Source organism: Paracoccaceae bacterium Fryx2 (assembly GCA_032334235.1).
Lineage (GTDB): Bacteria > Pseudomonadota > Alphaproteobacteria > Rhodobacterales > Rhodobacteraceae > JAVSGI01.
The window spans coordinates 365317-389463 of sequence record JAVSGI010000003.1 but is presented as its reverse complement, the minus strand read 5'-3'; the positions used below and the strand labels follow the sequence as shown (position 1 = coordinate 389463).

24 protein-coding genes are annotated in these 24147 nt (G+C 67.3%); 12 read left to right on the top strand and 12 right to left on the bottom strand.

The genetic code is table 11. The features are described from left to right. The first annotated feature begins 51 nt into the window (after window positions 1-51). Window positions 52-780 carry a Crp/Fnr family transcriptional regulator gene (locus tag RNZ50_02935; protein ID MDT8854001.1) on the top strand — a complete coding sequence of 243 codons (729 nt, stop codon included), beginning with the start codon at window positions 52-54 and terminating at the stop codon, window positions 778-780. A 136-nt stretch (window positions 781-916) separates the two neighbouring features. On the opposite strand, the gene RNZ50_02930 is transcribed toward RNZ50_02935, so the two are convergent. The 10 genes from RNZ50_02930 to RNZ50_02885 form a co-directional block, all read right to left on the bottom strand. Next, window positions 917-1693 carry a succinate dehydrogenase iron-sulfur subunit gene (locus RNZ50_02930; protein MDT8854000.1) on the bottom strand — a complete coding sequence of 259 codons (777 nt, stop codon included), beginning with the start codon at window positions 1691-1693 and terminating at the stop codon, window positions 917-919. Between the two features lie 3 nt (window positions 1694-1696). Next, window positions 1697-1984: a hypothetical protein gene (locus tag RNZ50_02925; GenBank protein MDT8853999.1), complete on the bottom strand. Its 288-nt coding sequence runs from the start codon at window positions 1982-1984 to the stop codon at window positions 1697-1699. A 4-nt stretch (window positions 1985-1988) separates the two neighbouring features. Then, window positions 1989-2300 carry a hypothetical protein gene (locus RNZ50_02920; GenBank protein ID MDT8853998.1) on the bottom strand — a complete coding sequence of 104 codons (312 nt, stop codon included), beginning with the start codon at window positions 2298-2300 and terminating at the stop codon, window positions 1989-1991. Beyond that, window positions 2300-4102, bottom strand: a complete 1803-nt coding sequence (gene sdhA / locus RNZ50_02915) for a succinate dehydrogenase flavoprotein subunit (protein ID MDT8853997.1) — start codon at window positions 4100-4102, stop codon at window positions 2300-2302. Before sdhA ends, RNZ50_02920 begins: the two co-directional genes overlap by 1 nt. A gap of 9 nt (window positions 4103-4111) precedes the next feature. Further along, window positions 4112-4483 carry a succinate dehydrogenase, hydrophobic membrane anchor protein gene (locus tag RNZ50_02910; GenBank protein MDT8853996.1) on the bottom strand — a complete coding sequence of 124 codons (372 nt, stop codon included), beginning with the start codon at window positions 4481-4483 and terminating at the stop codon, window positions 4112-4114. Window positions 4484-4493: 10 nt separating this feature from the next. Beyond that, entirely contained in the window at window positions 4494-4877 is a 384-nt protein-coding gene (gene sdhC / locus RNZ50_02905; GenBank protein ID MDT8853995.1) for a succinate dehydrogenase, cytochrome b556 subunit, read from the bottom strand. A 249-nt stretch (window positions 4878-5126) separates the two neighbouring features. Next, window positions 5127-6158 carry a MaoC family dehydratase gene (locus RNZ50_02900; GenBank protein ID MDT8853994.1) on the bottom strand — a complete coding sequence of 344 codons (1032 nt, stop codon included), beginning with the start codon at window positions 6156-6158 and terminating at the stop codon, window positions 5127-5129. Next, window positions 6158-6361 carry a DUF1737 domain-containing protein gene (locus RNZ50_02895; GenBank protein ID MDT8853993.1) on the bottom strand — a complete coding sequence of 68 codons (204 nt, stop codon included), beginning with the start codon at window positions 6359-6361 and terminating at the stop codon, window positions 6158-6160. Before RNZ50_02895 ends, RNZ50_02900 begins: the two co-directional genes overlap by 1 nt. A 1-nt stretch (window position 6362) precedes the next feature. Further along, the gene (locus RNZ50_02890; GenBank protein MDT8853992.1) at window positions 6363-6917 is read right to left on the bottom strand and encodes an NnrU family protein; all 555 of its coding nucleotides are present in this window, start codon (window positions 6915-6917) and stop codon (window positions 6363-6365) included. Window positions 6918-6928: 11 nt separating this feature from the next. Continuing rightward, window positions 6929-7801: a CoA ester lyase gene (locus RNZ50_02885; GenBank protein MDT8853991.1), complete on the bottom strand. Its 873-nt coding sequence runs from the start codon at window positions 7799-7801 to the stop codon at window positions 6929-6931. Window positions 7802-8051: 250 nt separating this feature from the next. Here RNZ50_02885 and RNZ50_02880 point away from each other — a divergent pair, with 250 nt between their 5' ends. Beyond that, the gene (locus tag RNZ50_02880; GenBank protein MDT8853990.1) at window positions 8052-8363 is read left to right on the top strand and encodes a hypothetical protein; all 312 of its coding nucleotides are present in this window, start codon (window positions 8052-8054) and stop codon (window positions 8361-8363) included. A gap of 33 nt (window positions 8364-8396) precedes the next feature. Here the strand turns inward: RNZ50_02880 and RNZ50_02875 are convergent, their stop codons facing one another. Then, window positions 8397-9137, bottom strand: coding sequence for a sulfite exporter TauE/SafE family protein (locus RNZ50_02875; GenBank protein ID MDT8853989.1), 741 nt, complete (start codon window positions 9135-9137; stop codon window positions 8397-8399). 236 nt (window positions 9138-9373) lie between these two features. On the opposite strand from RNZ50_02875, the gene mdh reads away from it, so the two are divergent. From mdh to lpdA, 10 genes are all read left to right on the top strand, one after another. Then, entirely contained in the window at window positions 9374-10336 is a 963-nt protein-coding gene (gene mdh, locus RNZ50_02870) for a malate dehydrogenase (protein MDT8853988.1), read from the top strand. A 93-nt stretch (window positions 10337-10429) separates the two neighbouring features. Further along, window positions 10430-11656, top strand: a complete 1227-nt coding sequence (locus RNZ50_02865) for a hypothetical protein (protein ID MDT8853987.1) — start codon at window positions 10430-10432, stop codon at window positions 11654-11656. A gap of 204 nt (window positions 11657-11860) precedes the next feature. Continuing rightward, window positions 11861-13054, top strand: a complete 1194-nt coding sequence (gene sucC, locus RNZ50_02860) for an ADP-forming succinate--CoA ligase subunit beta (protein MDT8853986.1) — start codon at window positions 11861-11863, stop codon at window positions 13052-13054. Window positions 13055-13056: 2 nt separating this feature from the next. Then, the gene (locus tag RNZ50_02855) at window positions 13057-13551 is read left to right on the top strand and encodes a hypothetical protein (GenBank protein MDT8853985.1); all 495 of its coding nucleotides are present in this window, start codon (window positions 13057-13059) and stop codon (window positions 13549-13551) included. Between the two features lie 51 nt (window positions 13552-13602). Continuing rightward, entirely contained in the window at window positions 13603-14487 is an 885-nt protein-coding gene (sucD, locus tag RNZ50_02850) for a succinate--CoA ligase subunit alpha (protein MDT8853984.1), read from the top strand. Window positions 14488-14547: 60 nt separating this feature from the next. After that, window positions 14548-17508 carry a 2-oxoglutarate dehydrogenase E1 component gene (locus tag RNZ50_02845; protein MDT8853983.1) on the top strand — a complete coding sequence of 987 codons (2961 nt, stop codon included), beginning with the start codon at window positions 14548-14550 and terminating at the stop codon, window positions 17506-17508. Window positions 17509-17511: 3 nt separating this feature from the next. After that, window positions 17512-19053, top strand: a complete 1542-nt coding sequence (gene odhB, locus RNZ50_02840) for a 2-oxoglutarate dehydrogenase complex dihydrolipoyllysine-residue succinyltransferase (GenBank protein ID MDT8853982.1) — start codon at window positions 17512-17514, stop codon at window positions 19051-19053. A gap of 61 nt (window positions 19054-19114) precedes the next feature. Continuing rightward, window positions 19115-20101: a glycosyltransferase family 2 protein gene (locus RNZ50_02835; GenBank protein ID MDT8853981.1), complete on the top strand. Its 987-nt coding sequence runs from the start codon at window positions 19115-19117 to the stop codon at window positions 20099-20101. Beyond that, window positions 20098-20493 carry an MAPEG family protein gene (locus RNZ50_02830; GenBank protein ID MDT8853980.1) on the top strand — a complete coding sequence of 132 codons (396 nt, stop codon included), beginning with the start codon at window positions 20098-20100 and terminating at the stop codon, window positions 20491-20493. The genes RNZ50_02835 and RNZ50_02830 overlap by 4 nt, the downstream gene beginning before the upstream one ends. Before the next feature lie 87 nt (window positions 20494-20580). After that, window positions 20581-21969, top strand: a complete 1389-nt coding sequence (gene lpdA, locus RNZ50_02825) for a dihydrolipoyl dehydrogenase (protein ID MDT8853979.1) — start codon at window positions 20581-20583, stop codon at window positions 21967-21969. A gap of 59 nt (window positions 21970-22028) precedes the next feature. On the opposite strand, the gene RNZ50_02820 is transcribed toward lpdA, so the two are convergent. Beyond that, the gene (locus RNZ50_02820) at window positions 22029-24020 is read right to left on the bottom strand and encodes a protein meaA (protein MDT8853978.1); all 1992 of its coding nucleotides are present in this window, start codon (window positions 24018-24020) and stop codon (window positions 22029-22031) included. Between the last annotated feature and the right edge of the window lie 127 nt (window positions 24021-24147).

Sequence of the window (24147 nt, the reverse complement as noted above, 5' to 3'; positions counted from 1 at the left end):
TCGGGGCTGCCGTCGCCCGTGCGTCAGAGTAAGGAAAGGCGCATGACCGTGATGTTTCCATCAAGCCCGCTGGCCCGCAAGATCGAAGCCTTCGTCGCCCTTTCCGAGGATGAGAGCGCCGTGCTTGCGGGGCTGCACCAGCGCAGCCGCTGTTTCGAGGCGGGGCGCGATCTGGTGCGGCAGGGGCAGTCGGGGCAATCGGCCTTCATCCTGGCGGAGGGCTGGAGCTGCACCTACAAGCTGCTGCGCAACGGCGCCCGCCATATTGTCGATTTCCAGATTCCCGGCGACTTTCCCGGCCTGCGCGGCGTGCTGTACCGCAAGGCCAACCACGGCATGTCCCCCGTCACGCGGGTGCGGGCATCCGAGGTGCTGCGCGAGGAGTTGCTGGCGGCCTTTGTCGGGACGCCTCGGCTGGCGGTGGCGATCCTCTGGGCCGGGGCGCGCGACGAGGCGTTGCTTGTGGAACACCTGGTCCGTCTCGGAAAGCGCAGTGCGGCGCAGCGCACGGCGCATCTGTTCCTGGAACTGGGGGCGCGGCTTCGGCTGGTGGGGCTGCACGGGGCTGATGGCTTTGCCTGCCCGCTGACGCAATACCTGCTGGCCGATGCGCTGGGCCTGAGCGCCATTCACGTCAACCGCAGCCTGCGGCTGCTGCGCGAGGGCGGCATGATGACCTTCCAGAACGGCTATGTGCGGTTTGACGATTTCGACCGGCTGGTGGCCTTTGCCGATTTCGACACGGCCTACCTGCATCTCGGCGGACCGCCGATGATCTGACCCGCAGGCAGGGCCGGGCGGGGCCGGGGGCCTTGGGGCGCGGGCGCGCGGGCCGGGACCAAAATCCTTGCAAGGATTTTGCAAGAGTTTTTGCAAAACTCTTGGGCGGGCGCGCCCGGGGCAGGCGGTGGACCTGTCAGACCACCCGTTCGACCATGATCTTCTTGATCTCGGCAATCGCCTTGGCCGGGTTCAGCCCCTTGGGGCAGGTCTTGGTGCAGTTCATGATGGTGTGGCAGCGGTAAAGCTTGAACGGGTCTTCCAGCGCGTTCAGCCGCTCGCCGGTCGCCTCGTCGCGGCTGTCGATGATCCAGCGGTAGGCGTGCAGCAGGGTGGCCGGGCCGAGGTAGCGGTCGGAGTTCCACCAGTAGCTGGGGCAGGAGGTCGAGCAGCAGGCGCACATGATGCATTCGTAAAGCCCGTCGAGTTCGGCGCGGTCTTCGATCGACTGGCGCCATTCCTTGCTGGGGCTGCTGGTCTTGGTTTCGAGCCAGGGCATGATCGAGGCGTGCTGGGCGTAGAACAGGGTCAGGTCGGGGATCAGGTCCTTGATCACCGGCATGTGCGGCAGCGGGTAGATGCTGATGTCGCCCTTGATCTCGTCAAGCCCGTAGGTGCAGGCCAGCGTGTTGATGCCGTCGATGTTCATCGCGCAGGATCCGCAGATGCCTTCGCGGCAGGAGCGGCGGAAGGTCAGCGTCGGGTCGATTTCGGATTTGATCTTGATCAGCGCGTCGAGCACCATCGGGCCGCATTTGTCGGTGTCGATGAAATAGGTGTCGACCCGCGGGTTTTCGCCGTCGTCGGGGTTCCAGCGATAGACATTCACCTTGCGGACGTTGGTGCCTTCGGGCTTCGGCCAGGTCTTGCCGGTGCGGATCTTCGAGTTCTTGGGCAGCGTGAGCTGAACCATGGGTTAACCCTTCCAGTCAGTGCGGGAATAGAGCGGCTGCGACGGCGGCAGGCCGGATTTCTGGTAGACGCATTGGTCGTAGATCGCCGAGGGGTCGCGGCCCATCAGGTAGTCGGAGGTCACGGTGACGCTGAGCTTGCCCGCCACGCCCCTGTTGCCGACGCCAAGGCCCGCCATGCCGCGCGGCGCCTCGGCGAGGCGCGCGCGCTCGTAGCAGGCGCGTTCGGCCTGCTCGCGCGTGACCGGGCCGCAGGCGGCGAGGGCGGCAAGCAGCAGGACGGCGGCGCGCATGGCCTCAGGCCCCCAGCGGCGGCAGGCCCGCCCCGAGGATGCACTGCAGCGTGGCGGGTCGGCGGGCGACGGTCAGCACGGTCTGCACCGTGCTGGTGCCGGCCCGGGTGCCGACATCGCGCGCCAGTGCCGCGATTTCGGCGGCCGAGGCGTTGTCGATCACGCAGGTGGTGACGCCCTCGGCCTGCGGCCCCGGCATGTATTGCTGCACCACCGGCAGCACCACGGTGCGCGCGGCGCGGCGGGCCACGTCATCGGCCATCGCCTGCGGGTCGCAGGCCGCCAGCAGGGTGACGAGGATCAGGGCGCGGCGCATCAGTAAACCCGCTTTTTCGGGGCGATCTTCTTGAGGTCGATGCCGCCGTTCTCGAACTTGGTCAGCGGGTCGAGGTGGACCGGGCGGGTGGAAAGCGTGACGCGGGTATCCTCGACATGGGCGATGGAATGGACGCGCCAGTTCACGTCGTCTCGGTCGGGGTAATCCTCGTGGGCGTGGGCGCCGCGCGATTCCTTGCGGGCCTCGGCCGCGACGATGGTGGCCAGCGCGTTCGGCATCAGGTTGGTCAGTTCCAGCGTCTCCATCAGGTCGGAGTTCCAGATCATGCTGCGGTCGGTAACCTGGAGGTCGGCCAGCTTGCCCGCGATCACGGTCATCTTCTCCACGCCTTCGGCCAGCACCTTGTCGGTGCGGAACACGGCGGCGTTGGCCTGCATGGTCTTCTGCATTTCCAGCCGCAGCTCGGCGGTCGGGGTGTGGCCTTTCGCGTGGCGCAGGTCGTCGAAGCGCGACAGGGCGCGGTCTACCTCGACCTTGTTCACGGCATGGGAAAGCGCCTTGGGGTCGACGATCTGGCCCGCGCGGATCGCGGCGGCGCGGCCGAACACCACGAGGTCGATCAGGCTGTTGGAGCCGAGCCGGTTGGCGCCGTGGACCGAGGCGCAGCCGGCCTCGCCCACCGCCATCAGGCCGGGGAAGATGGCGTCGGGGTTGCCGGGCTGCGGGTTCAGCACCTCGCCCAGATAATTGGTCGGGATGCCGCCCATGTTGTAATGCACGGTCGGCAGCACCGGGATCGGCTCTTTCAGCAGATCGACGCCGGCGAAGATGCGGGCGCTTTCGGAGATGCCGGGCAGGCGCAGGGCCAGGGTTTCGGCGGGCAGGTGGTTGAGGTTCAGGTGGATGTGGTCCTTGTCGGGGCCCACGCCGCGGCCTTCGCGGATCTCGATCGTCATGCAGCGGGAAACCACGTCACGCGACGCCAGATCCTTGTAGGTCGGCGCGTAGCGTTCCATGAACCGTTCGCCGTTGGAGTTGGTCAGGTAGCCGCCCTCGCCGCGCGCGCCTTCGGTGATCAGGCAGCCCGAGCCGTAGATGCCGGTGGGGTGGAACTGCACGAACTCCATGTCCTGCAAGGGCAGGCCCGCGCGGGCGACCATGCCGCCGCCGTCGCCGGTGCAGGTGTGGGCCGAGGTCGCGCTGAAATAGGCGCGGCCGTAGCCACCGGTGGCCAGCACCACCATCTTGGCGTTGAAGACGTGGATCGTGCCGTCATCGAGTTTCCACGCGACGATGCCGGTGCAGCGGCCCTCGGTGATGATCAGGTCGAGCGCGAAGTATTCGATGAAGAATTCGGCCTTCTGCTTCAGGCTCTGGCCGTAGAGCGTGTGCAGGATGGCGTGGCCGGTGCGGTCGGCGGCGGCGCAGGTGCGCTGCACCGGCGGGCCTTCGCCGTATTCGGTGGTGTGGCCGCCGAACGGGCGCTGGTAGATGCGGCCGTCTTCGGTGCGCGAGAAGGGCACGCCGTAATGTTCAAGCTCGTAGACCGCCTTGGGCGCCTCGCGTGCGAGGTATTCCATCGCGTCGGTGTCGCCCAGCCAGTCGGAGCCCTTCACGGTGTCATACATGTGCCACTGCCAGCTGTCGGGGCCCATGTTCGACAGGCTGGCCGCGATTCCGCCCTGGGCTGCGACCGTATGGCTGCGGGTCGGGAACACCTTGGTGACGCAGGCGGTGCGCAGCCCCTGTTCGGCCATGCCCAGCGTCGCGCGCAGGCCGGCCCCGCCGGCACCAACCACCACGACGTCATATTCATGCGTCTCGTATGTGTAAGCAGTCATGTCAGTTCCTCACAGCGCGATCTTGGCCAGCGCGAAAAGCCCGATGGCCATCAGGCCGTAGGAGAAGGATTGCGCGCAGATCACCAGCAGGCGGCGGGTGATGCCCTGGGCATAATCCTCGATCATCACGGTGGCGCCTTCGGCAAAATGGCGCATCCCGAAGAACAGCACGAGCGCGGTCAGGATCGCCGGGAGCGGGCGCGAGAAGATCGCGATCACCGCCTCGTGCCCCTGACCCAGTGCCGTGCCGAAGTAATAGATGAAAATCGGCACCAGGGCGGCGAGGCCCACGGCGCTGACCATCATGTACCAGTGGCGGCCGGTGCCGTGGTTGGCGGCCCCCATGCCGTTCGCGCGTTTGCGGTCGGTGATGTAGCGCATGGCGGTTTCCTCAGATGACGATGATCGTGAGCACGGTCATGATGACCGACCCGATGATGCAGGCCCAGCCCAGCCGCTCTGCGACGTGGATCTCGAGCCCGCGCCCGGTGTCGAAGTAGAGGTGCCGCAGGCCGGCGAAGAAGTGATACCACACTGCCCAGAGCGAGGCGGTGAACACCAGATCCCCGAACCACGAGGTCAGGACCCAGTTGGCGGTGGCGAACATCTCCGGCCCCTGGGCGGCGGCGAACAGCCACCACACCACCATCATCGTGCCGATGATCAGGCCGTTGCCGCTGATCCGCGTCAGGATCGACGTGACCGAGGTCAGTTGCATCCGGTAGATCTGAAGGTGGGGGGACAGAGGGCGCGTCGCCCGGTTCGCTTCGGCCATGAAGATCCCTTTCGTCTGGCAAGCCTGCGCTTCGACGGCGCGCCGGGGCTTTTGCTTGGCTGTGATGAATAGCGCCTTTTTCAGGCAAGTCACGGAGTCTTTGCTGCTTTGCAGCGGGCGTGGGCGGGGTTTAGCGCTAAAATCCGACCATGTGATCACAAATTTCCGGGGCGTGATCACGGTCTGGCGGCTTTGGCCGCGGGCCGGCCCGGCCCCGGCGCGGGCCCCTGGGCACGGCCGGAGCGGCGGTCATTTCGGCATCAGCGCCCAATAGTCGAGGTCAAGCAGTACCTCGGGCAGGTATTTGCCGTCGGCACCCCGCAGCGCGAAGGGGGCGGCGCCGTGACGGGTGGCGACAAGGCGCAGGCGGATGGCACCGACGCCGGGGGCGGCGGTGTCGGCGTGGTCGAGAACCTCGGACCAGGCGCGCACGGTATCGCCGGCAAAGCAGGGGTTGGCGTGGGCGCCCGCGTTCAGCGCCACGACCATCTGCGCGTTGGCAAGCCCGTTGAACGACAGCGCGCGGGCCAGGCTGATGACGTGGCCGCCATAGATCAGGCGCTTGCCGTCGGGGCGGTTGGTGGCGTCGAAATGCACCTTGGCGGTGTTCTGCCACAGCCGGGTGGCCAGCATGTGCTCGGCCTCCTCGATGGTGACGCCGTCGACATGGTCGATCTGCTCGCCCACCGCATAGTCGCCCCAGCGGTGCCGTTCGCCTGCCAGCGCGAAGTCGTAGCGGGTGAAATCGAGACCCTCCGGCACCACCAGCGCCTCGGCGCCGACCGATTTCGCGAGATCCGGCACCACCGGGGCGGGGGTGGCCGCGTCCAGCCGGTTCTTGCGCACCATGACCCAGCGCACATATTCCAGCACCACCTCGTCATGCTGGTTCAGCCCCTGCGTGCGGACGTAAACCACGCCCGAGGTGCCGCTGGAGTTTTCCTTCAGCCCGATCACCATGCTTTCCGACCGCAGCGTGTCGCCCGGCCAGACCGGCTGCAGCCAGCGCCCCTCGGCATAGCCGAGATTGGCGACCGCATTCAGGCTGATGTCGGGCACGGTCTTGCCGAACACGACGTGAAAGGCGATCAGGTCATCCAGCGGGCTGAACGGCAGCCCGCAGGCCTGCGCGAAGGCATCCGAGGAATAGAGCGCGTGGCGCGCGGGATAGAGCGCATGGTAAAGTGCCCGCTCGCCCATCTTCACCGTGCGCGGCACGGCGTGGACGATGGTCTCGCCAAGCCGGTAATCCTCGAAGAACCGCCCGGGGTTGGTTTTCATCAGTGATCCCCCAGCCTGGTCTCGGGGCTGTAGATGCCGGGCACGTCCTTCACCACGGCCTGGCCGCAGCGCATCACGCCGCGGGCGGCGTCGAAGGCATAGCTCGTCTCGCCCTGCAGGTGCCAGCCGGTGTTCAGCGCGGCGGTGATCTTGTGGCAGAAGGCGGAGGTGTCGTCTTCGGTCAGGAAACGGTAGAGCTTCATCCTAGTATGTCCCGAGGAAAGGGTTGTGGCCGAGCCAGACGTGGATCAGCGCGATCACGCCGAACAGCACGAGGGTGCCCCCAAGGTTCATCGCGTCGCCCTTCAGGCCGCGGCCGTTGGCCGGCGGAACCCAGGCGGACGCGCGGTTGATCATCCGCATGGCGCCCAGCGCCCAGAGGCCCAGCCCGCCGAACAGGATGATCGAGGCCAGATCGCCGTTGACCAGCAGGTGCGACACCGCCCAGATCACAGTGCCCCACAGCATCGGGTGCCGCATCCGGGGGTAAAGCAGGCCCTTGGTGCCGCCCACGCCGTAAAGATAGACCGCGACCAGCATCAGCAGGTTGTTCAGATGCCCGATGCCGGGCAACACGGCATAGACCTCGATCACCGCGGCCGAGCGGTAGCCATATACCATCAGCACCAGGGCCAGCAGCAGCAGCACCGCCACCAGCCCCTTGCCCGCGTTGCCCATGCGGGCCCGCAGGTCGGGGGCCAGGCGCTTGAACGAATGCGCCGCGATCCACAGCGCAACCCCGAGTATCAGCAACAGCATGATCGCCCCTTTCAGATCGTTTCCATTGCGGCGATCGCATCGGCCTTGGCCAGAATCTGCCGTGCCGTCACGATATGCAGGTTCTCGACGATCTTTCCATCCACAACCGCGACACCGAGCCCCTGCCTTTGTGCCGCATCGAAGGCGTCTATCTGGCGGCGGGCGAGGTCGGTCTCGGCGGGCGAGGGGGCGAAGGCGGCGTTGGCGATGGCCAGTTGCGCCGGATGGATCAGGGTCTTGCCGTCAAAGCCCATGTCGCGGCCCTGGTCGCATTCGGCGCGCAGGCCCTCGTCATCCTTGAAGGCGTTGTAGACGCCGTCGATGATGGTGCGGCCATGCGCGCGCGCCGCCAGCAGGCAGAGGCCGAGGCCCGCCTGCAGCGCCAGCCGGTCGGGGCGGAAGCGGCTGGTCAGTTCCTTGGCCAGATCGTTGGTTCCCATCACCATGCCGGTCAGGCGGGGGTGGGCGGCGATCTCGGCTGCGTTCAGCATCCCGAGCGCGGTTTCCATCATCGCCCAGAGCGGCACATCGGGGATGGCGTCGGCCACCGCCTGCAGGTCGGCGGCGTGGCTGACCTTGGGGATCAGGATGGCGTCGATCTGCGTGCCCGATGCAAGCGCCGCGGCAAAGGCCGCCGCATCGTCGTGGCCCCACGGGCTGTCGAAGCCGTTGATCCGCACGATGCGGGCGCGGGGGCCGTAGTCGGCCTGTGCCAGCGTCTGCGCCAGCAGGGCGCGGGCGGCGGGCTTTTCGTCAGGCGCCACGGCGTCTTCCAGATCGAAGATGATCGCGTCGGCGGGCAACCCTTGCGCCTTTTCCAGCGCGCGGTCCTTCGACCCGGGGATGTAGAGCACCGAACGGAAGGGGCGTGCAAGCGGGTCCATGATTCTCTCCCAGGCAAGAATGTTTCGCTGTGGATCATAACGGCGGCACTTCCGGCAAGCCCACTTTGGCTGCAATGCAGAAAAATTGCGCCCGGGCCGCGCGATGTTGCCGCTGCCGGCGGGAATGCGGCGCATGATCGGAACAAATGCCGGAACGGCATGGTTCACCTTCGACAGGGCAAGTTTCCTTCAACAGGGCAGGGTGCATGGCGGCGGACAGCCCGGTGCGCCATCCCGGAAAGGCAGTTCGATGACCAGAAGACTCTTCGCACTTTCCTTTGGTGTTGCCGCGCTCGCGATGGTGGCGCAGGTCGGCCACGCCAACCCCGGATGCGCGCCGCGCAAGGCGGTTCTGGCGCAACTGTCCGACCGCTATGGCGAGACCCGGCAGGCGGTCGGGCTGGCGGGCGGCACTGGCGTGATGGAGATGTTCGCCTCGGCCGAACATGGCAGCTGGACGATCTCGATCACCCTGCCGGATGGCACGACCTGCATCGTGGCCAGCGGTCAGGGCTTTGAATCGGTGGTCGAGCCCCCGCCGCCCGAAGGCGACCCGGCCTAACCGCCCGGAGGCGACCCGATCCTGCCGCCCGATCTAGGCAAACGCCTGCCACATAAGCCGCAGCGACAGCGCGAGCAGCGCCCAGGTGACCAGCTTGAAGAACAGCGCCTCGGGCAGGGCGCGCACCATGCGGACGCCGACCAGCACCGCAAGGGCGGCCGGAACCATCAGCAGGGCCGCGACCTTGAGGTTTCCGGGCGAAAACTGCCCCAGCGCCCAGTAGGGCACCAGCTTGATGGCGTTGACATAGGCAAAGAGGATGGTCGAGGTGCCCGCGAACACCGCCTTGCCCAGCCGAAGCGGCATCACGTAGACCTGAAACGGCGGCGCGCCGGCGTGGCTGACAAAGCTGGTGAAGCCGGTAAGCGTGCCCCAGAACAGGCCCGGCGCCAGCCGGGCGGGGTGCGGTGCGGGCGCGGCGGAACTGCGCAGCAGCAGGTTTGCGGCGAAGGCCGCGCCGATGGCGCCCACGATGCCTGTCACCAGGTCTTCGGGCACCACGCTGGCCGTGGCCCAGCCGAGGCCCACCCCCAGCGTGGTGCCGGGCACCAGGATCCAGAGCACCCGCCGATCGAAATCGCGCCGGTAGGCCCAGAGCCCGAACATGTCGGTCACCACATAGATCGGCAGCAGCAGCCCGGCGGCGGCGACCGGCGAGATGAACAGCGACAGCAGCGGCACCGACAGCATCGCCACCACCGGCAGCCCGCCCTTGCCAAGGCCCACCAGCACCGCCGCCAGCGTCGCCACCGCCCAGAACACCGGCCCTTCCATCGCGCTTCCTTCCTGCGGACCCCGGCCCGCCGGCCAGCCGCGAATCAATCGCCGCCAAGTCTGGTATGCCTTGGTATGCCAAATTGCTCCGCAGGCCGCATCCCGGCCGCCGGTTTAGCGCAAACATCGGCCATTGGCAGCCCGGAAATCGTGCTGCACCGCAGCAGGCTTGCGCGGAACGCTGCGACGGGCTACCCATCCCCGCGACATATGAACCTGAGCGGGAGACGGAAATCATGGCCAGAGCTAAGATTGCGCTGATCGGCGCGGGGCAGATCGGTGGCACGCTTGCCCATCTTGCCGCGATCAAGGAACTTGGCGATGTCGTGCTGTTCGACATCGCCGAAGGCACGCCGCAGGGCAAATCGCTCGACATCGCGCAGTCGGGGCCTTCGGAAGGCTTTGACGCCGTGATGAAGGGCACCAACGACTATGCCGACATCGCGGGGGCCGATGTCTGCATCGTGACCGCCGGCGTGCCGCGCAAGCCGGGGATGAGCCGCGACGACCTGCTGGGGATCAACCTGAAGGTGATGAAATCGGTCGGCGCGGGCATTGCGGCCCATGCGCCGAATGCCTTCGTGATCTGCATCACCAACCCGCTGGATGCGATGGTCTGGGCGCTGCGCGAGTTTTCCGGCCTGCCGCATCACAAGGTGGTCGGCATGGCGGGGGTGCTCGACTCGGCGCGGTTCCGGCATTTCCTGTCGGTGGAATTCGGCGTGTCGATGCGCGACGTGACGGCCTTCGTGCTGGGCGGGCATGGCGACACCATGGTGCCGCTGGTGCGCTATTCCGCCGTGGGGGGGATTCCGCTGCCCGATCTGGTGGCGATGGGCTGGACGACGCAGGAAAAGCTCGACACCATCGTGCAGCGCACCCGTGACGGCGGCGCCGAAATCGTGGGCCTGCTGAAGACCGGGTCGGCCTTCTATGCGCCCGCCACCAGCGCGATCGAGATGGCGGAAGCCTACCTCAAGGACCAGAAGCGCCTGCTGCCCTGCGCGGCCTGGGTGGACGGGGCGCTGGGGCTGAACGGCATGTATGTCGGCGTGCCGACGGTGATCGGCGCGGGTGGGATCGAGCGGGTGGTCGACATCAAGCTGAACCGCGACGAACAGGCGATGTTCGACAAGTCGGTCGATGCGGTGAAGGGGCTGGTCGAGGCCTGCCGCGCGATTGATCCGACGCTGGCCTGACCGTCGCGTGGTCGGGAATAGCCGACCTGCAACCGGCTTGTATGCGCGCCCTCGGGCGCGCATATTTTTTTGGCCATTTGTGGAGGGACTTTCATGCGCCTTGCCCTTGCCTGCCTGATCGCCGCCCTGCCTGCCGCCGGGTTCGCGCAATCGGAGCTGTCGGCCGAGATCGGCCGGACCGGATTGGCGGCAACCGGGGCGCGGCTGGAGGCGTTGGCAGCGCCTGGCGATGCCGACCGCTTTGCGCTGGGCGGCGTGCGCTTTCTGGGGGCGGTGGAAGCGGCCTTGCAACTGCGCTGGCGAGCGGGGCTGACCGATCCGGTGGGCTTCCTGCCGTTCCTGCGCCTGCCGATGGCCGAGAACCCGGCGCCTGCGGCCTTCGAGCCGGGGATGATCGCCGGGCTGTTCCGCGACGTGTCGGGCCGGATGGATGCCGCCCGCGCCCCGCTGGCCGAGGTGGGCGACGGGTCGGCTTTCGGGCTGGAGATCGCGCTGGGCGACCTGTGGTTCGACATCAACGCCAATGGCGCGCGCGATGCGGGCGAGGATCTGGTGGCGGTGGCCGGGCCGATGCTGGGCAGCGACCCGGCGGGGGTGCCGCCCATGGTGCGGTTCGATGCCGCCGATGCGGCCTGGCTTTCGGCCTACACGCACCTGCTGGCGGGGGTGGCAGATAGCGTGCTGGCCTATGACCCGACCGACGCCACGGCAGAGATCCTGCAGTCGCGCCGGGCGCTGGCGGCGCTGGGGCCGGTGGATGCCGACCCGTTTCTGGGCAGGCAGGACGGGCTCCATGCGGTGGACATGATCGCGCTGATCCTGCGGGCGCTGGACCAGACGCCGGATGCGGGCCGCGCGGCGGCGGCAAGGGCGCATTTCCTGGCGATGATCGCCGACAACCGCACCTTCTGGAGCCGCGTCGAGGCCGAGACCGACAACGCCGCCGAATGGCTGCCCAACGACCGCCAGCAGTCGGCGCTGGGGGTGGTGCTGCCGCAGGGCACCGGGGCGGTGTGGCAGGGCGTGCTGGCCGATGCCGAGGCATTGCTGGCCGGGCAGGCGCTGGTGCCCTACTGGCGGCTGGCAAACGACGGAGCCGGGTCGCTGATCCCCGCCGAAGCGCAGATCGCGGCCGGTGCCGGGGTGAACCTGGGCCGGATGTTCACCGATCCGGCGCCGATCGACATTGCGGGCTGGATTCAGGGCGTGGATGCCTTGCCCTATCTGGAACGGGGCCGCGTCGTCAGCGCCGCGAACTGGCGGGCGTTCGAAAGCCTGGTGGCGGGCGACGCGATGCTTTTCACGCTGTTTCTGAACTGAATCCGGCTGCGCCGGAAGGTCGCGCCGCCAACCGGGCGAATCGTTCCGGCGGTGGGGCGGGGCCGCTTGTGATCACACTTTTTCAGGCTGTGATCACAAACCTGCCTTTTCGGGGCCAAAACCCGCCGCAGGTGAAAAAGCCGTTTTGAAACTGCCCGTTTCTATGTCATTCACGCGCCAAATCATCAGCGTTGGGACAGATCCATGAACATCCATGAATACCAGGCCAAGGCGCTTCTGCGCAGCTACGGCGCCCCGGTATCCGACGGCCGCGCCGTGCTGCGCGCCGAAGAGGCCAAGACGGCGGCGGGCGAGCTTGACGGGCCGCTCTGGGTCGTCAAGGCGCAGATCCACGCCGGCGGGCGGGGCAAGGGCAGGTTCAAGGAACCCGAGGCCGGCGACAAGGGCGGCGTGCGTCTGGCCCGTTCGGTGACCGAAGCCGCGGAACTCGCACGCCAGATGCTGGGCCGCACGCTGGTCACGCACCAGACCGGGCCCGCGGGCAAGGTGGTCAACCGCATCTACATCGAGGACGGCAGCGACATCGCGCATGAATTCTACCTTGCGCTGCTGGTGGACCGCGGCACCAGCCGGATTTCCTTCGTCGTCTCGACCGAAGGCGGGATGGACATCGAGGAAGTGGCCGCGGAAACACCGGAAAAGATCATCAGCTTCTCGGTCGATCCGGCATCGGGGCTTTCGGATTTCCACGGCCGCCGCGTGGCCTTCGCGCTGGGGCTGGAGGGCGCGCTGGTCAAGCAATGCGTGACGCTGGTGAAAACGCTCTACAGGGCCTTCGTCGAGAAGGACATGGAGATGCTGGAGATCAACCCGCTGATCGTGACGCCGGACGGCACGCTGAAGGTGCTGGATGCCAAGGTCAGCTTTGACGGCAACGCGCTTTACCGCCATTCCGACATCATGGCGCTGCGCGACGAGACCGAGGAAGACCCCAAGGAACTGGCCGCCAGCAAGTTCGACCTGAACTACATCGCGCTGGATGGCGAGATCGGCTGCATGGTCAACGGCGCGGGCCTGGCGATGGCCACGATGGACATCATCAAGCTTTACGGTGCCGAACCGGCCAACTTTCTCGACGTGGGCGGCGGGGCGACCAAGGAAAAGGTGACCGAAGCCTTCAAGATCATCACCTCCGACCCCAACGTGAAGGGCATTCTGGTGAACATCTTCGGCGGCATCATGCGCTGCGACATCATCGCGGAAGGCGTGCTGGCCGCGGTGCGCGAGGTCGGCCTGCAGGTGCCGCTGGTGGTGCGGCTGGAAGGCACCAACGTCGATCTGGGCAAGGAGATCATCCGCAACTCGGGCCTGAACGTGATCGTCGGGGACAACCTGAGCGATGCCGCGCAGAAGATCGTGAAGGCGGTGAAGGGCTGATCATGATGATGCGGGTCCGTTTCGCACTGTTGATCGCGGCCACGACCGCGGCCTGCACGCAGCCGCCCGCGCCTGCCCCTGATCCGCTGGCCGAATATGCCGGGGCCGAATACTGGTATTCGGCGCAACCCGGCACGCGGCCGGGCGCGGTTCAGGCGGCAGCGCCCGGGACCGCCGCGCCGAAGGCCGTTTCCGATCTGCGCATCGCCGCCCCCGCGGGCAGCCAGGCTGCCGCGCTGTTCCGGCAAGTCTGCCTGTCCCACGACGGCAACTTTGCCGCCTCGGTTCCTGCGGCCAGCGCCACCGGCGCCTTCGGCACGCCCGAGCGCACGACAAGAGAAACCGGCGCACAGCGCTACAGCTTTCTGACGCCGGACGGCCGGATCGAGGCCGTGATCGTGACCGGCGACCCGTTCGGTGACAGCTGCGGCGTTGGCCGGCTTGACCTGAACGAAACCTACATCATCGGGCCGGGGGTGCGGTTCGTGCCGAAATAGGCCCGCGCCTCCCCGGAAACCTGCAACCAGACAGATACGAAAGAGAGACACATGGCTGTTCTCGTCAACGAAAATACCAAGGTGATCTGCCAGGGCCTGACCGGCTCGCAGGGCACCTTCCACTCCGAACAGGCCATTGCCTATGGCACGAAGATGGTCGGCGGCGTCACGCCCGGAAAGGGCGGTTCGGTCCATATCGGGCTGCCGGTGTTCAACTCGGTCCACGAGGCGCGGGCGGTGACCGGGGCGAATGCCTCCGTGATCTATGTGCCGCCGCCGTTTGCCGCCGACTCCATCCTTGAGGCGATCGACGCCGAGATGGAATTGATCGTGTGCATCACCGAAGGCATTCCGGTGCTGGACATGATGAAGGTCAAGCGGGCGCTGGAAGGCTCGAAGTCGCGGCTGATCGGGCCGAACTGCCCCGGCGTCATCACGCCGGACGCCTGCAAGATCGGCATCATGCCGGGCCACATCCACCGCCGCGGCAGCGTGGGCGTGGTGTCGCGGTCGGGCACGCTGACCTATGAGGCGGTCAAGCAGACCTCCGACCTCGGGCTGGGGCAATCGTCGGCGGTGGGCATCGGCGGCGACCCGATCAAGGGCTCCGAGCACATCGACATTCTGGAGCTGTTCCTCGCAGACCCCGAAACCCAGTCGATCATCATGATCGGCGAGATCGGCGGCGCGGCGGAAGAAGACGCGGCGCAGTTTCTGGCCGACGAGAAGAAGCGCGGCCGCTGGAAGCCGACCGCCGGCTTCATCGCCGGGCGCACGGCCCCCAAGGGGCGGCGGATGGGCCATGCCGGGGCGATCGTCTCGGGTGGCAAGGGCGATGCCGAAAGCAAGATCGAGGCGATGAAGATGGCCGGGATCGTCGTGGCCGACAGCCCGGCCGGGCTGGGCGAGGCCGTGATGAAGGCCATCGGCAAGTAACACCAACCTGTCCCGCGCCATGCCCCCGTGGCGCGGGTCTTCAACCGATCAGGTGCAGCGATGACCGAGCAATCTCCCAACGACCAGTTCCACGCCTCCGGCTTCATGGATGGCGCCAATGCCGACTACATCGACCAGTTGCAGGCGCGCTATGCCGCCGATCCGGCGTCGGTCGATGCGGGCTGGGCCGCGTTCTTCCGCGCGCTGGGCGACAACGAGGTCGATGCCAAGCGGCAGGCGCAGGGGCCAAGCTGGGCGCGCAAGGACTGGCCGCCGCTGCCGGTCGATGAACTGACCTCGGCGCTGACCGGCGAATGGCCGGCGGCGGCAAAGGAAAGCAAGGCGGCGGGCGCCAGGATCGTGGCCAAGGCCGCCGAAGTCGGCGTGTCGCTGAGCGAGGACCAGATCAAGCGCGCCGTGCTTGACAGCATCCGCGCCATCATGCTGATCCGCGCCTACCGGATCAGGGGCCATCTGGCCGCCGACCTTGACCCGCTGGGGATGCACGACGTTTCGAACCACCCCGAGCTTGACCCGAAATCCTACGGCTTCACCGAAGCCGACATGGACCGCCCGATCTTCATCGACAACGTGCTGGGCCTGCTGCACGCCAGCATGCGCCAGATCGTCGAGATGGTGAAGCGCACCTATTGCGGCACCTTCGCGCTGCAATACATGCACATTTCCAACCCCGAGCAGGCGGCCTGGCTGAAGGAACGCATCGAGGGCTACGGCAAGGAGATCCACTTCACCCGCGAGGGGCGCAAGGCGATCCTGAACAAGATGGTCGAGGCCGAGGGCTTCGAGAAGTTCCTGCATGTGAAATACATGGGCACCAAGCGGTTCGGTCTGGATGGCGGCGAAAGCCTGATCCCGGCGATGGAACAGATCATCAAGCGCGGCGGCGGCATGGGCGTCACCGAGGTGGTGTTCGGGATGCCGCACCGCGGCCGGCTGTCGGTGCTGGCCAACGTGATGCAGAAACCCTACCGCGCGATATTCAACGAGTTTCAGGGCGGCAGCTACAAGCCCGAGGACGTGGACGGGTCGGGCGACGTGAAGTATCACCTCGGCGCGTCGAGCGACCGGGTGTTCGACGGCAACATCGTCCACCTGTCGCTGACCGCCAACCCCAGCCACCTTGTAGCGGTGAACCCGGTGGTGCTGGGCAAGGTGCGCGCCAAGCAGGAACAGGCGGGCGACAAGACGCGCCACACCGTGCTGCCGGTGCTGCTGCACGGCGACGCGGCCTTTGCCGGGCAGGGCGTCGTGGCGGAATGCTTCGGCCTGTCGGGGCTGGTGGGCCACCGCACCGGCGGGACGATCCACATCGTCGTCAACAACCAGATCGGCTTCACCACCGCGCCGTCGTTCAGCCGGTCGAGCCCCTATCCGACCGACATCGCGCTGATGGTGGAAGCGCCGATCTTCCACGTCAACGGTGACGACCCCGAGGCCGTGGTCCATGCCGCCAAGGTGGCGACCGAGTTCCGCCAGACCTTCCACAAGGATGTGGTGATCGACATCTTCTGCTACCGCCGCTTCGGTCACAACGAAGGCGACGAGCCGATGTTCACCAACCCGGCGATGTACAACCGCATCAAGAAGCACAAGACCACGCTCCAGCTTTACACCGAGCGGCTGGTGCAGGACGGGCTGATCCCCGAAGGCGAGATCGAGGACATGAAGGCCGCCTTCCAGGCTCGGCTGAACGAGGAATTCGAGGCGGGCAAGGATTACAAGCCCAACAAGGCCGACTGGCTGGATGGCCGCTGGTCGGGAATGGTGCGCGACCGCGACGAATACCACCCCGGCCGGACGGCGATCAAGCCCGAGACGCTGGCCGAGGTGGGCGCCGCGCTGTCGCGGGTGCCCGACGGCTTCGACCTGCACAAGACGGTCGGCCGCCAGCTTGAGGCCAAGGCGAAGATGCTTGAAACCGGCACGGGCTTCGACTGGGCCACGGCCGAGGCGCTGGCCTTCGGGTCGCTGGTGGTCGAGGGCTACCCGGTGCGCCTGTCGGGGCAGGACTGCACGCGCGGCACCTTCAGCCAGCGCCATTCGGCCTTCATCAACCAGGCCACCGAGGAACGGCACTACCCGCTGAACCACATCCGCGCCGGGCAGGCGCGCTATGAGGTCATCGACTCCATGCTGTCGGAATATGCGGTGCTGGGGTTCGAATACGGCTACAGCCTTGCCGAGCCCAACGCTCTGGTGATGTGGGAGGCGCAGTTCGGCGATTTCGCCAACGGCGCGCAGATCATGTTCGACCAGTTCATCAACTCGGGCGAAGCCAAGTGGTTGCGGATGTCGGGCCTCGTGTGCCTGCTGCCGCACGGCTACGAGGGGCAGGGGCCGGAACATTCGTCGGCGCGGCTGGAGCGTTTCCTGCAGATGTCGGCCAATGACAACTGGATCGTCGCCAACTGTTCCACCCCGGCAAACTACTTCCACATCCTGCGCCGCCAGATCCACCGCAACTTCCGCAAGCCGCTGATCCTGATGACGCCGAAATCGCTGCTGCGCCATCCGATGTGCGTTTCGACCGCGGAAGACTTCGTGACCGGATCGAGCTTCCACCGGGTGCTGTGGGACGATGCGCAGAAGGGCCAGTCCGACACCGAACTGAAGCCCGATGCCGAGATCCGGCGGGTGGTGATCTGTTCGGGCAAGGTCTATTTCGACCTTCTGGCCGAGCGTGACAAGCGCGGGCTGGATGACGTGTATCTGCTGCGGCTGGAGCAGTTCTATCCCTTCCCGGCGCTGTCGCTGGTGAAGGAACTGGAACGGTTCAAGGCGGCGGACGTTGTCTGGTGTCAGGAAGAGCCGAAGAACATGGGGGCCTGGACATTCGTCGAGCCGAACCTCGAATGGGTGCTGACCCGGATCGGCGCCAGCCATCCCCGCCCGCATTACGTCGGGCGCGCGGCCTCGGCATCGCCCGCCACGGGTCTGGCCAGCCGCCACAAGGCGGAACAGGAAGCCCTTGTCAACGATGCCCTGACGGTCGGGGTCTGAGGCATGGCAACGGAAGTCAGGGTTCCCACGCTTGGCGAAAGCGTCACGGAAGCCACGGTCGCAACCTGGTTCAAGAAGCCGGGCGATGCGGTCGCGGTGGACGAGATGCTGTGCGAGCTGGAAACCGACAAGGTGACGGTCGAGGTTCACAGCCCCGTCGCCGGACGGCTGGCAGAGATCGTGGCCCCCGAGGGGGCGACCGTGGGCGTCGCCGCCCTGCTGGCACAGATTGGTGCGGCGGATGCCGTGCCGGAGCAGAAGTTGAAAGGCGTATCGGCCGAGGCTGGCGCAGGAGAGGGCAAGATGATTGACGTGATGGTGCCGACTTTGGGCGAAAGCGTGTCCGAGGCCACGGTTGCGACCTGGTTCAAGAAACCCGGTGACGCGGTGGCCCAGGACGAGATGCTGTGCGAGCTTGAAACCGACAAGGTCTCGGTCGAGGTGCCCAGCCCCGCGTCGGGCGTTCTGGCCGAGATCCTCGCGCCGGAAGGCACCACGGTTGCCGCCGCCGCCCGTCTGGCGCGAATCTCGACCGACGGTGCGGCCGTGGTTGCCGCCGCCGCCGCCCCGGCACCGGCCCCCGTCGCCGCTGCTGGCGCCCCGATTGCTTCCCCGACTGCTGCCCCGTCTGGCGCCCCCTCTGCGAAGGATGTCGAGGATGCCCCCGCGGCGAAAAAGGCAATGGCCGAGGCCGGTCTTGCCCGCGATGCGGTGCAGGGGTCCGGCCGCGATGGCCGGGTCATGAAGGATGACGTGGCGCGCGCCGTCGCGGCGGCGGCTGCCGCCGTCCCGGCATCGGCCCCGGCCCCGGCGCTACTGCGCCCCGCCGTGCCCGCCGACGACGCGGCGCGCGAGGAGCGGGTCAAGATGACCCGCCTGCGCCAGACCATCGCCCGCCGCCTGAAGGACGCGCAGAACACCGCCGCGATGCTGACGACCTACAACGAGGTCGACATGTCCGACATCATGGGCCTGCGCACCGAGTTCAAGGATCTGTTCGAGAAGAAGCACGGCACCAAGCTGGGCTTCATGTCGTTCTTCGTGAAGGCCTGCTGCCACGCCCTGAAAGAGGTTCCCGAGGTCAACGCCGAGATCGACGGCACCGACGTGGTCTACAAGAACTACGTCCACATGGGGGTCGCGGTCGGCACGCCGTCGGGCCTTGTGGTTCCGGTGGTGCGCGACGCCGACCAGATGAGCTTTGCCGCCATCGAGAAGAAGATCGCCGAACTGGGCCTGCGCGCCCGCGACGGCAAGCTTTCGATGGCCGAGATGCAGGGTGGCAGCTTCACCATCTCGAACGGCGGGGTCTACGGCTCGCTGATGTCCTCGCCGATCCTGAACCCGCCGCAATCGGGCATTCTGGGGATGCACAAGATCCAGGACCGCCCGATGGTGGTCGGCGGCCAGATCGTGATCCGCCCGATGATGTATCTCGCGCTGAGCTACGATCACCGCGTGGTTGACGGCAAGGGTGCCGTGACCTTCCTCGTGCGGGTGAAAGAGGCGCTGGAAGACCCGCGCCGCCTGCTGATGGATCTGTGATTCCTCCGGACATGCGCGGCGCCGCTGCCGGGCATGTCCCCCTTCCTGCCGGGTCCGTCCGATGACAGCCGCCGCCCTTTCCTGCCCGCAAACCGCGCTGGTCGCCTGTATGCGCAACGAAGGCCCGTTCCTGGTGGAATGGGTGGCCTATCACCGCGTGATCGGCTTCGACCGCATCGTGGTCTGTTCCAACGATTGCACCGACGGGTCCGACGCTCTGCTCAACGCGCTGGCGGCGGCGGGCGTGGTGACGCATCTGCGCAACCCCGTCCCCCCCGGCACCGCGCCGCAGGATGCGGGCATGGCGCTTGCCATGGCGCATCTGGCGGGCAGCGATGCCGAATGGCTTTGCCATCTCGACAGCGACGAGTTTCTCAACATCGCTCCTGGCGCGGGCCATCTGGCCGACCTGCTGGCCCGCACCGGGCAGTCGGATGTGATCGCCCTGCCGTGGCGCGCCTTCGGTGACAACGGGCTGACCGACTGGCCGGGCAACACGCTGCCCGCCTTCACCGCCTGCGAGGCCGCCCCCGACCCCGACACGGTGAAGTTCAAGTCGATGTTCCGCTTTCGCGCCTTCGCCCACGCCTCCGACCACATGCCCACCGCGCCGCGCATCCCCGACCCGCGCGTCGTCAATGCGGCGGGCGTGGCGCTGGACAACGCGGTGCTGTTCGGCCCGCCCCGCTCGAAATACCGCCCGCTTGACCGGGCCATGCGCGGCGGGGCCTGCGTCAACCACTATGCGATCCGCTCGGCCGACACCTTCCTGATGAAGAACGACCGCGGCGACGGCCAGGGCAAGACCTCCGACAAGTATCACCTGAACGGCCGCTGGCACCGAATCGCCAACCGCAACGAGGCCCGCGATACCAGCATCCTGCGCCACTGGCCCGCGACGCAGGCCCTCATGGCCACCCTGCGCGGCCTGCCGGTCCTTGCCGCGGCCGAGGCCGCCTGTCAGGCTGCCTTCCACGCCCGCAAGGCCCAGATCCTCACCCCCGCCACGCTCCACGCCTGGACCAAACCGCAAAGGGCCCCCGCATGACCCCCGAACTGACCGCCCTCGCCCTGTCGGGCCTGCTGCAAGCCGTGCAATTCCTGCTTTTCGCCGTGCCCGCCAACATGGAGCTTGGCACGCGCTACACCGCAGGCCCCCGCGACGCACCGCCCGAACGCAGCCTGTCTACCCTGTCGTTGCGCCTGCAGCGCGCAATGAACAACCATTTCGAAGGGCTGATCCTGTTCACCCTCGCGGTGGTGGTGGTCACGCTGTCGGGCCAGTCCTCGGGCGTCACGCAGGTCTGCGCCTGGGTCTACCTTGCCGCCCGCGCCGCCTACATCCCGGCCTATGCCATGGGCCTGACGCCCTGGCGGTCGGTGATCTGGGGCGCGGGCTTCCTTGCCACCCTGATCATGATCCTCGCCGCCCTGATCTGACGATGATCCTTCTTCTGTTTGAAAATATCCCCGGGGGGTCCGGGGGGCAGGCAGCCCCCCGGTGCTCCGGCAGCCAAGGAGACTGACATGGCAAACTTCGATGTGATCGTGATCGGCGGCGGCCCCGGCGGCTATGTATGCGCCATCCGCTGCGCCCAACTGGGGCTGAAGGTGGCCTGTGTCGAAGGCCGCGACACGCTGGGCGGCACCTGCCTGAACGTCGGCTGCATCCCGTCCAAGGCCCTGCTGCACGCCACCCACCAGCTGCACGAGGTGCACGAGAACTTCGAGAAGATGGGCCTGATGGGCGGCGCGCCCGCGGTCGACTGGGGCCGGATGCTGGCCTACAAGGACGATGTGGTGGCGGGCAATACCAAGGGCATCGAATTCCTGTTCAAGAAGAACAAGATCACCTGGCTGAAGGGCTGGGGCAGCATTCCCGCCGCCGGGCAGGTCAAGGTCGGGGACGAGGTTCACACCGCGAAGTCGATCGTCATCGCCACCGGGTCCGAGGCGGCCAGTCTGGCCGGTGTCACGGTGGACGAGGCGACGGTGGTCACCTCGACCGGCGCGCTGACGCTGGCGGCGGTCCCGAAGGTGATGGTGGTGATCGGGGCCGGGGTGATCGGGCTGGAGATGGGCTCGGTCTATGCCCGGCTGGGCACGCAGGTGACGGTGGTCGAATATCTCGACGCCATCACCCCCGGCATGGATGTCGAGACTGCCAAGGCGCTGCAGAAGACCCTGACGAAACAGGGGCTGAAGTTCGTCCTCGGCGCTGCGGTGAAGGGCGTCACGGTTGAGGCGGGCGTTGCGACGGTCAGCTACCAGCTGCGCAAGACCGAAGCCGAGGCCACGCTTCAGGCCGACTGCGTGCTGGTCGCCACCGGGCGCAAGCCCTACGTCGCGGGCCTGGGGCTGGAGGCGCTGGGGGTCGAGATGCTGCCGCGCGGGCAGGTCAAGACCGACGCGCATTTCCAGACCACGGTCAAGGGGCTCTACGCCATCGGCGATGCCATCACCGGCCCGATGCTGGCCCACAAGGCCGAAGACGAAGGCATGGCGATGGCCGAGATTCTGGCGGGCAAGGCGGGCCATGTGAACTACGGCGTGATCCCCGGCGTGATCTACACCACGCCCGAGGTCGCCTCGGTCGGCCAGACCGAGGAGCAGCTGAAAGCAGAGGGGCGCGCCTACAAGGTCGGCAAGTTCAGCTTCATGGGCAACGCCCGCGCCAAGGCGGTGTTCCAGGGCGACGGCTTCGTGAAGATCCTGGCCGACAAGGCCACCGACCGGATTCTGGGCTGCCACATCATCGGCCCGATGGCGGGCGATCTGATCCACGAGGTCTGCGTGGCGATGGAGTTCGGCGCCTCGGCGCAGGATCTGGCTCTGACCTGCCACGCGCACCCGACCTGTTCCGAAGCGGTGCGCGAGGCGGCGCTGGCCTGTGGCGACGGGGCGATCCACGCCTGAGGGCGTGCTGCCCGGCAGGTCTTGCCGGGCAGGCCGGGGTCAGGGGGCGTCTGCCCCCCTTACTCCGCCGCGACCGGGCTGCGGTCCACCAGACCCACGACATCCATCATGATCCGGTTCAGCTCGAAATCCTTCGGCGTGTAGACCGCGGCGACGCCCATGGCGCGCAGGGTGGCGGCGTCCTCCTCGGGGATGATGCCGCCCACCACCAGCGGCACGCCGTCCAGCCCCGCCTTGCGCATCAGGTCCACCACCTCGGCCACCAGCGGCAGGTGCGAGCCGGACAGGATCGACAGGCCGATGACATGCGCCTCCTGATCCACCGCGGCGTTGACGATTTCGGCCGGGGTCAGGCGGATGCCTTCATAGTGGATGTCCATGCCGCAGTCGCGGGCGCGGGCGGCGATCTGTTCGGCGCCGTTGGAATGGCCGTCGAGCCCCGGCTTGCCCACGAGGAATTTCAGCGGGCGGCCGAGTCTTGCCGAAACCGCCTGCACCGCCTCGCGGATCGGCTCCAGCCCTTCGGTGCGGTTCGACGGGTTGCGCGACACGCCGGTGGGGGCGCGGTATTCGCCGAAGGCGGTGCGCACCATCGCCCCCCATTCGCCGGTGGTCGCCCCGGCTTTCGCGGCGGCAATCGAGGCGGGCATGATGTTGGCGCCGCTCTGCGCGTCCCTGCGCAGCGCGGCGAGCGCGGCCTCGACGGCCGCGGCGTCGCGGGTCTGGCGCCAGGCCTGCAGCCGCCCGATCTGGTCGGCCTCGGCTTCGGGGTCGGCCTGCATGATCGACCCGTCGCCCGCGGTCAGCGGCGAGGGTTCGGCCTCGGTCCAGCGGTTGACGCCGACCACGGTGGTCTGGCCCGCCTCGATCCGCCCGATACGTTCGGCATTGGCCTCGACCAGGCGGCCCTTCATGTATTCGATGGCGGCCACAGCACCCCCCATCGCGTCGATCTGCGCCAGTTCCGCCCGCGCGCCCTCTTTCAGCGCCGCCACCTTGCGGTCCACCGCCGGATTGCCGTCGAACAGGTCGTCGTATTCCAGCAGGTCGGATTCATAGGCCAGGATCTGCTGCATACGCAGCGACCATTGCTGATCCCAGGGGCGCGGCAGCCCCAGCGCCTCGTTCCAGGCGGGAAGCTGCACGGCGCGGGCGCGGGCGTTCTTCGACAGCGTCACCGCCAGCATCTCGATCAGAATGCGGTAAACGTTGTTTTCCGGCTGCTGCTCGGTCAGGCCCAGGCTGTTGACCTGCACGCCGTAGCGGAAGCGGCGGTATTTGGCCTCGGTGATGCCGTAGCGGTCGCGGCAGATCTCGTCCCACAGGTCGACGAAGGCGCGCATCTTGCACATCTCGGTCACGAAGCGGATGCCGGCGTTCACGAAGAACGAGATCCTGCCGACCATGTTGGGAAACTCTGCCGGTGAGACCTTGCCTTTCAGGTCATCCAGCACGGCGCAGGCGGTGGCCAGCGCGAAGGCGAGTTCCTGCTCGGGCGTGGCCCCCGCTTCCTGCAGGTGATAGGAACACACGTTCATCGGGTTCCATTTCGGCAGGTGCTTCTGCGTGTAGGCCGCGATGTCGGTGATCATCCGCAGGCTGGGCTTGGGCGGCGCGATGTAGGTGCCGCGCGACAGGTATTCCTTGATGATGTCGTTCTGCACGGTGCCCTGCAGGGCGGCCACGTCGGCGCCCTGTTCCTCGGCCACCGCGATGTAAAGCGCCAGCAGCCACGGCGCCGTGGCGTTGATCGTCATCGAGGTGTTCATCCGGTCGAGCGGGATGTCCGCGAACAGCGCACGCATGTCGCCCAGATGCGACACCGGCACGCCGACCTTGCCGACCTCGCCCCGCGACAGTTCGTGGTCGCTGTCATACCCCGTCTGGGTCGGCAGGTCGAACGCCACCGAAAGCCCGGTCTGTCCCTTGGCGAGGTTGCCCCGGTAAAGCGCATTCGACGCCGCCGCCGTGGAATGGCCGGCATAGGTGCGGAACAGCCAGGGCGCGTCTTTCTTGACCTCGGGCGCGGCCTCGGGGCGGGGTTCGGGCATGGCGGGCTCCAGACTCGGGTTTGGTAATAATCTTTCTTGGGAGAACAGATAGGCGACACTTTATGCCGATGTCAATTCGCTGCGTTGCGGCATGGCAGGATTTACGCGCGCGCACCGCTGCCCTAGG

What these genes read in the sequence shown, in the direction of transcription:
- RNZ50_02935 (MDT8854001.1), top strand. Translation starts at nt 52, where the DNA reads ATGTTTCCATCAAGCCCGCTGGCCCGCAAGATCGAAGCCTTCGTCGCC.
- RNZ50_02930 (MDT8854000.1), bottom strand. Translation starts at nt 1,693, where the DNA reads ATGGTTCAGCTCACGCTGCCCAAGAACTCGAAGATCCGCACCGGCAAG.
- RNZ50_02925 (MDT8853999.1), bottom strand. Translation starts at nt 1,984, where the DNA reads ATGCGCGCCGCCGTCCTGCTGCTTGCCGCCCTCGCCGCCTGCGGCCCG.
- RNZ50_02920 (MDT8853998.1), bottom strand. Translation starts at nt 2,300, where the DNA reads ATGCGCCGCGCCCTGATCCTCGTCACCCTGCTGGCGGCCTGCGACCCG.
- sdhA (MDT8853997.1), bottom strand. Translation starts at nt 4,102, where the DNA reads ATGACTGCTTACACATACGAGACGCATGAATATGACGTCGTGGTGGTT.
- RNZ50_02910 (MDT8853996.1), bottom strand. Translation starts at nt 4,483, where the DNA reads ATGCGCTACATCACCGACCGCAAACGCGCGAACGGCATGGGGGCCGCC.
- sdhC (MDT8853995.1), bottom strand. Translation starts at nt 4,877, where the DNA reads ATGGCCGAAGCGAACCGGGCGACGCGCCCTCTGTCCCCCCACCTTCAG.
- RNZ50_02900 (MDT8853994.1), bottom strand. Translation starts at nt 6,158, where the DNA reads ATGAAAACCAACCCCGGGCGGTTCTTCGAGGATTACCGGCTTGGCGAG.
- RNZ50_02895 (MDT8853993.1), bottom strand. Translation starts at nt 6,361, where the DNA reads ATGAAGCTCTACCGTTTCCTGACCGAAGACGACACCTCCGCCTTCTGC.
- RNZ50_02890 (MDT8853992.1), bottom strand. Translation starts at nt 6,917, where the DNA reads ATGCTGTTGCTGATACTCGGGGTTGCGCTGTGGATCGCGGCGCATTCG.
- RNZ50_02885 (MDT8853991.1), bottom strand. Translation starts at nt 7,801, where the DNA reads ATGGACCCGCTTGCACGCCCCTTCCGTTCGGTGCTCTACATCCCCGGG.
- RNZ50_02880 (MDT8853990.1), top strand. Translation starts at nt 8,052, where the DNA reads ATGACCAGAAGACTCTTCGCACTTTCCTTTGGTGTTGCCGCGCTCGCG.
- RNZ50_02875 (MDT8853989.1), bottom strand. Translation starts at nt 9,137, where the DNA reads ATGGAAGGGCCGGTGTTCTGGGCGGTGGCGACGCTGGCGGCGGTGCTG.
- mdh (MDT8853988.1), top strand. Translation starts at nt 9,374, where the DNA reads ATGGCCAGAGCTAAGATTGCGCTGATCGGCGCGGGGCAGATCGGTGGC.
- RNZ50_02865 (MDT8853987.1), top strand. Translation starts at nt 10,430, where the DNA reads ATGCGCCTTGCCCTTGCCTGCCTGATCGCCGCCCTGCCTGCCGCCGGG.
- sucC (MDT8853986.1), top strand. Translation starts at nt 11,861, where the DNA reads ATGAACATCCATGAATACCAGGCCAAGGCGCTTCTGCGCAGCTACGGC.
- RNZ50_02855 (MDT8853985.1), top strand. Translation starts at nt 13,057, where the DNA reads ATGATGATGCGGGTCCGTTTCGCACTGTTGATCGCGGCCACGACCGCG.
- sucD (MDT8853984.1), top strand. Translation starts at nt 13,603, where the DNA reads ATGGCTGTTCTCGTCAACGAAAATACCAAGGTGATCTGCCAGGGCCTG.
- RNZ50_02845 (MDT8853983.1), top strand. Translation starts at nt 14,548, where the DNA reads ATGACCGAGCAATCTCCCAACGACCAGTTCCACGCCTCCGGCTTCATG.
- odhB (MDT8853982.1), top strand. Translation starts at nt 17,512, where the DNA reads ATGGCAACGGAAGTCAGGGTTCCCACGCTTGGCGAAAGCGTCACGGAA.
- RNZ50_02835 (MDT8853981.1), top strand. Translation starts at nt 19,115, where the DNA reads ATGACAGCCGCCGCCCTTTCCTGCCCGCAAACCGCGCTGGTCGCCTGT.
- RNZ50_02830 (MDT8853980.1), top strand. Translation starts at nt 20,098, where the DNA reads ATGACCCCCGAACTGACCGCCCTCGCCCTGTCGGGCCTGCTGCAAGCC.
- lpdA (MDT8853979.1), top strand. Translation starts at nt 20,581, where the DNA reads ATGGCAAACTTCGATGTGATCGTGATCGGCGGCGGCCCCGGCGGCTAT.
- RNZ50_02820 (MDT8853978.1), bottom strand. Translation starts at nt 24,020, where the DNA reads ATGCCCGAACCCCGCCCCGAGGCCGCGCCCGAGGTCAAGAAAGACGCG.